The sequence below is a fragment of the Candidatus Neomarinimicrobiota bacterium genome, from assembly GCA_041862535.1.
Taxonomy (GTDB): Bacteria; Fidelibacterota; Marinisomatia; order SCGC-AAA003-L08; family TS1B11.
Genome location: JBGVTM010000056.1, coordinates 1 through 5,560, shown reverse-complemented (window position 1 = coordinate 5,560; position 5,560 = coordinate 1). Strand labels below are relative to the sequence as shown.

Sequence of the window (5,560 nt, the reverse complement as noted above, 5' to 3'; positions counted from 1 at the left end):
GTTCAACCAGCGGGTATAACCCCGCACCTGGCCCTGGCGCACGTCGCTGAGATTCTTGACGCCGATATCGTTCAGGTAATTCAGGTAACGGGCTAAATCGGTCTGATAGGCCAGCAGGGTGGTTGGTGATAGGTTGCGTTCAACCTTGGCGTACAGGAGATAGTCCTGAAGGTGCTCTGCTCCGAAGGGAATCCTTTCATCCATTATGCTGCCTGAAAGGCCAGAGCTTTTTCTACCAGGGCACATAGAATGTGCCCCACGGCTATGTGCGCCTCCTGGATGTGCTGGGTGTCGGTGGAGGGCACGCGGATGATGATTTCCTCAGGCCTGACCCCCTGCGCCAACTTGCCCCCGGTATTGCCTGTAAGGATAATGACCTGCAGATCCTGTTTCCGGGCCTGCGCCGCCGCCCGAACTACGTTCGGGGCGTTGCCACTGGTGCTGATAGCCACCAGCACGTCTCCCGGCTGACCCAGGCCCTCCACCTGGCGCGCAAAAACCGATTCAAAATCCACGTCGTTGGACCAGGCAGTGAGGAGCGAAGTGTCGGTGGTAAGAGCGACGGCAGGCAGGGGTTTGCGCACCGAAGTAAACCGTCCCATGAGTTCGGCAGCCAGGTGCTGGGCGTCGGCGGCCGACCCGCCATTACCGCAGATAAGCACCTTGTGTCCCTTCTTAAAGGACTCAACCAGTACTTCACCCGCAGCCACAATATCCTCCAGACATTGAGATATCATAGTCTGGATAGTAGCGGCACTGTCATTCAGATGATTAACCGCCAAGCTACGGGATTCAGCTAATGAACTGCCCACAAATCTCACCCTTCGTGTACTGCTGCGGCGAAGGCTCGCATAATATCCGGGCCGCCCTCCTGTTCGACAATGGTGCCGGTTACTACGAAGCGTGCGCCCGCCCGGACTTTCCCGGCCGCTTCTTCAGGCTTGCGGATGCCCCCGCCTACAATGAGGGGGATGTCTAGCTCCCCGGCCACATTACGAATCACATCTTCAGGCACCGACCGCTGAGCGCCGCTGCCAGCTTCCAGATAGACCAGGTACATCCCCAGATATTGGGCCGCTAGGGCGTGGGCCAGGACGATGTCGGGCTTATCCATAGGAAGCGGCTGGCTGCTGCTCATCAACTCCACCGCAGTGGGATTTCCCCCCGCCATAAGGAGGTAACCCGTCGGGATGACTTCCAACCCCAGATGCTTCACCACCGGCGCAGCTTGCACCTGCTCTCCGATGAGATACTGGGGATTCCTGCCACTGAGGAGCGACATAAACAAAACGGCATCCGCTTGTTTTGTAAGCTGGTTTGATGAACCAGGAAAGAGGATCACCGGTACTCGTGAGGCAGCTTTAATAGTACTTACCCGTGATTCAAAGCCGCCGTCCATGATAAGGCTGCCGCCCACCAGAATAGCATCGGCACCAGACTCATTCACACCAGAAACCAGCTCATTCAACCGACCATCATTTTTACGGTCCGGGTCGATAAGCACTAGGTAGTTGGCCTTTTGAATGGCCAGCCGTTGCATAAGGGTCTGGAAAACACTCATTAAGCCACCTGCCTCAGAAAATCTATCAAGCGGTCCATCTCTTCTAGCGTCCGCTTCTCGGTTACGGCCAGTTGCATCAGGTCTTCTCCTTTCCAGTGCACGGAGCCAATAAAAAGACCTTCCTTTTCCGCTCGCAGGCGCAGCTCCTGGACTGGAACCGGGGTGCGAACCGCAAATTCTTTCACGTACCCATAGCCGAAGGGCAACTCAAAACCCGGAAGTTGGGTAATGGCCCGTCCGAGGTACTGGCTCTTATCGAAACACAGCCGGGCTATTTGCCGAAGACCTTCCTTGCCTAGCAAGGACAAGTATATCGTCGCCCAGAGGGCCATGAGGCCCTGGTTGGTGCAGATGTTGGATGTGGCTTTCTCCCGCCGGATGTCCTGCTCCCGGGTCCGCAGCACCATTACAAAGCCTGGTTTACCCTCCTGGTCTACGGTCCGGCCGGCGATGCGTCCCGGCAGCCGCCGAATGTACTTCTCTTTAGCTGCCATAAGCCCCAGGTAAGGGCCGCCATAGGAAAGTGGAATCCCCAGGCTCTGGCTTTCCCCAACATAAATATCCGCTCCGCTTGCGCCGGGGCTTTCCTGAATGCCCAGGGTAAGGGGATCAGCAGCAGCAATGAGCAGAGTATCTTCGGTGGCCAGAGCCTTGCGCGCGGCGGACCAGTCCTCCACCAGGCCCAATACATTGGGAGACTGAATCACTACCCCGGCAGCACCTTCGGACTTGGCTGCCAACTCATCCAGGTCAACCCGACCATCCCGGCTGCCAACAAAAACACTTTCTGACGACCGGTTCTGGAGGTAAGTCTCAATGACGAGCCGGATATGAGGACTGAGGGTTTCAGGTAGCAGAATCTTTTCTCGACCCGTTGCCCCCAGGGCGATCGAACACGCTTCGGCGGCGGCAGAGGCACCGTCGTACAGGCTGGCGTTGGCCACGTCCAGACCACTTAGATCGCACACCAGCGTTTGAAACTCATACATCACCTGGAGGGTACCCTGGCTTACCTCAGCCTGGTACGGTGTGTAGGCGGTATAAAATTCAGAGCGCTGGGCGATAGCTTTCACAGCCTCAGGAGTATAGTGATCATAGGCGCCACCCCCCAGGAAGCAGACACCGGTGGTGGCAGGACGATTCAACTCTGCCAGGCGATTCAACTCGGCGGATACTTCCATCTCAGAACAGCCAGGATCGAGTCCAAGCTCCCCATTCACGCGCAGCTCCGGAGGAATGATCTTGATCAACTCCTCAAAGGACCGCACGCCGATAACCTCAAGCATATCCTGTTCTTCAGCTTCGGTAGCCGGGATATAGGGATGCTGTTGGCTCACAAAATGAGATCCTTATACCTGGTGGCGTCAAGAAGTTGGTCTACCTCACCGGGATTTGAGATCTGTATCTTCACCATCCAGCCTTCGCTATAAGGATCGTTATTCACCTTTCCCGGAGCGTTCTCCAGGTCGCTGTTGATGGCTATAATCTGACCGGAAAGGGGCGTGAATAGATCGGCAACAGTCTTCACCGCCTCTACTGTACCGAACGCCTCCCCCTGATCAAAGGCATCCCCTACATTAGGAAATTCTATAAATATAATGTCACCCAGTTCGCCCTGGGCATAATCGGTGATGCCTACGATGGCTGTGTCGCCTTCAATGCGAGCCCATTCGTGATCCTTGGTGTACTTCAAATCTTCAGGAATATTCATTCGAGTTCCTCAACCGGTTGATACTCAAAAGTTTCAAGAAAGGACGTGGTGAAGCGGCCTTGACGGAAGTTGGGGTCCGCCAGTACCTGCTGGTGAAAGGGGATAGTAGAGGGGATCCCCTCGATGACAAACTCTTCCAGTGCTTGTCGCATCCGATTTATGGCCGAGTCACGGGTGATGCCGTGGACAATGAGCTTGGCGATCATGGAATCGTAATAGGGCTGCACCTGGTAGCCGGCATAAGCAGCAGTGTCCACCCGCACCCCCATGCCACCCGGGACGTGGAAGCTGGTGATCATTCCCGGCGAGGGCCGGAAATCGTGGGACGGGTCCTCAGCATTAATGCGGCATTCAATAGCATGTCCACGGAGCTTGGCCTTCTCTACCCAGTTCGGCACGGGTACTCCAGCATGGACACCGATCTGGGTCTTGACCAGATCGATCCCGTAAACCATCTCCGTCACGGGATGCTCCACTTGAATACGGGTGTTCATCTCCATGAAATAGAAGTTGCCCTCGCCATCCAGTAGGAACTCCACCGTGCCGGCACCCAGATACCCGACCTTTTCAGCAGCCCGCACCGCGGCCTTGCAAAGCTTCTTTCGTAGCGCCTCGTCTACGGCTGGAGAGGGGGACTCCTCAATCAGCTTCTGATTGCGCCGTTGGATGGAACATTCCCTCTCACCCAGAGCTACCACATGGCCGGCGGGACTACCCATTATTTGCACTTCAATGTGACGGGGATCGGTAACGTACTTTTCTACATACAGATCGCCGTTGCCAAAGGCACTCTGGGCCTCATTCTGAGCCTGGATGAAAGCCTTTGGCAGCAGCTCCGGTTCTTCCACCCGGCGCATACCCCGACCGCCTCCTCCCGCCGATGCTTTGAGCATCACCGGGTAGCCCAGCTCCTCAGCCACCCGTACAGCCTCTCGCGGATCCCGAATGACTCCCTTGGAACCGGGCGTTACTGGAACCGAAGCTGCTATCATAGTCTTCCTTGCCGCCGATTTGTCTCCCATCAGTCGGATAGTGTCGGCCTTGGGACCGATAAAGGTGATATCGTGATCCTCACAGATAGCCGCAAACTCGGCGTTTTCCGCCAGGAAACCATAACCCGGGTGAATGGCATCAGCATTGGTGAGCTCCGCGGCGGCGATGATGGAGGGAATGTGCAGATAACTCCGGCTGCTCTCCGGAGGGCCGATGCACACCGCTTCCGTAGCGAACCGCACATGCAAGGCCAACTCATCGGCAGTGGAATAGACTGCCACTGTTGATATGCCCAGCTCGTGGCAGGCCCGGATGATCCGCAGGGCAATCTCCCCACGATTGGCGATCAGTACCTTGTTAAACATGGACCGGAAATCTATCCCCTGGGAGGTTCACCAATGAATCCACAGAATGAGCAAACGCTTCAGCCAGAACCGTGTTCAACTTGGGTTGACAACGACCAGCGGCTGATTAAATTCTACCGGCGTAGCATTTTCTACCAGAATATTCACCACTGTGCCACTCATATCGCTCTCAATTTCATTCATGATCTTCATAGCCTCGATAATACAGATCACTTGGCCGACGGAGATTTCGTCGCCTATATTGATATAGGGTGGCGATTCCGGCGAGGGAGCCCGGTAAAAGGTGCCAACAATTGGCGCATGGATTTGGTGGTGGACAGTTTCCTTCACCAACTCCGGCACTTCTGATTCCCTGGTTGTGACCGGCTGTTGGTCGCTCGCGTCCGGAGAGGGCACAGAGGGAGATGCCTGAATCGAGGTATGGGGATAGGCCAGGGCCATGTTAGATGCGTCCTTGGTGACGCGTATTTTGCGCCCCCACCACGTCGAAACTTCTACTTCGTGTACGTTGTGCTTTTCGACAATATCGATAATTTCTTTCAGTTTATTCTTCAGCATAATCCCCTCAGGTTAGTCATCGATAGTTCGCGCACCTATCCCTTCACGCGCTCAATATAGCGACGCTCCCGGGTATCGATGCGAATGGTGTCTCCCTCTTCTACAAACAGCGGGACCTGTATCACTACCCCTGTCTCCAGCATAGCAGGCTTGCTTCCGCCCGTGGCCGTGTCACCCCTGACACCAGGTTCGGTTTCCACCACCTTTAAGTTCATGTGCTGGGGTACGCGTACCTCCACCGGGTCACTTCCATGGAAGGCGACGATCACATCAAGGTTATCGACAAGGAAGTCCGTGACATCCCCCACCTGATCAGTGGGGAGCGCCAGCTGGTCGTAAGTCTCATTATCCATGAAATAGTAGTGCTGGCCG

8 protein-coding genes are annotated in these 5,560 nt (G+C 55.7%); all 8 read right to left on the bottom strand.

Annotated elements, in window-relative coordinates:
- On the bottom strand, positions 1-204 hold a 204-nt coding region (locus ACETWG_02295), incomplete at its 3' end, for a site-specific integrase (protein ID MFB0515418.1).
- Entirely contained in the window at positions 204-782 is a 579-nt protein-coding gene (locus tag ACETWG_02290) for an SIS domain-containing protein (protein MFB0515417.1), read from the bottom strand. The genes ACETWG_02295 and ACETWG_02290, both read right to left, overlap by 1 nt.
- Positions 783-817: 35 nt before the next feature.
- Positions 818-1,561, bottom strand: a complete 744-nt coding sequence (locus ACETWG_02285; GenBank protein MFB0515416.1) for a geranylgeranylglyceryl/heptaprenylglyceryl phosphate synthase — start codon at positions 1,559-1,561, stop codon at positions 818-820.
- Entirely contained in the window at positions 1,561-2,898 is a 1,338-nt protein-coding gene (gcvPA, locus tag ACETWG_02280; GenBank protein MFB0515415.1) for an aminomethyl-transferring glycine dehydrogenase subunit GcvPA, read from the bottom strand. Before gcvPA ends, ACETWG_02285 begins: the two co-directional genes overlap by 1 nt.
- The gene (gene gcvH, locus ACETWG_02275; protein ID MFB0515414.1) at positions 2,895-3,272 is read right to left on the bottom strand and encodes a glycine cleavage system protein GcvH; all 378 of its coding nucleotides are present in this window, start codon (positions 3,270-3,272) and stop codon (positions 2,895-2,897) included. Before gcvH ends, gcvPA begins: the two co-directional genes overlap by 4 nt.
- Positions 3,269-4,630, bottom strand: coding sequence for an acetyl-CoA carboxylase biotin carboxylase subunit (gene accC, locus ACETWG_02270; GenBank protein ID MFB0515413.1), 1,362 nt, complete (start codon positions 4,628-4,630; stop codon positions 3,269-3,271). The genes gcvH and accC overlap by 4 nt, the downstream gene beginning before the upstream one ends.
- A gap of 75 nt (positions 4,631-4,705) precedes the next feature.
- Positions 4,706-5,188 (bottom strand): acetyl-CoA carboxylase biotin carboxyl carrier protein, encoded by a 483-nt coding sequence (accB, locus tag ACETWG_02265; protein MFB0515412.1) that lies wholly within the window; start codon positions 5,186-5,188, stop codon positions 4,706-4,708.
- Between the two features lie 35 nt (positions 5,189-5,223).
- The coding region (locus ACETWG_02260; protein ID MFB0515411.1) for an elongation factor P at positions 5,224-5,560 on the bottom strand (337 nt) is incomplete at its 5' end.

Coding starts and splice junctions, on each gene's coding strand:
- ACETWG_02285 (MFB0515416.1), bottom strand. CDS start 1,561: ATGAGTGTTTTCCAGACCCTTATGCAACGGCTGGCCATTCAAAAGGCC.
- gcvH (MFB0515414.1), bottom strand. CDS start 3,272: ATGAATATTCCTGAAGATTTGAAGTACACCAAGGATCACGAATGGGCT.
- accC (MFB0515413.1), bottom strand. CDS start 4,630: ATGTTTAACAAGGTACTGATCGCCAATCGTGGGGAGATTGCCCTGCGG.
- accB (MFB0515412.1), bottom strand. CDS start 5,188: ATGCTGAAGAATAAACTGAAAGAAATTATCGATATTGTCGAAAAGCAC.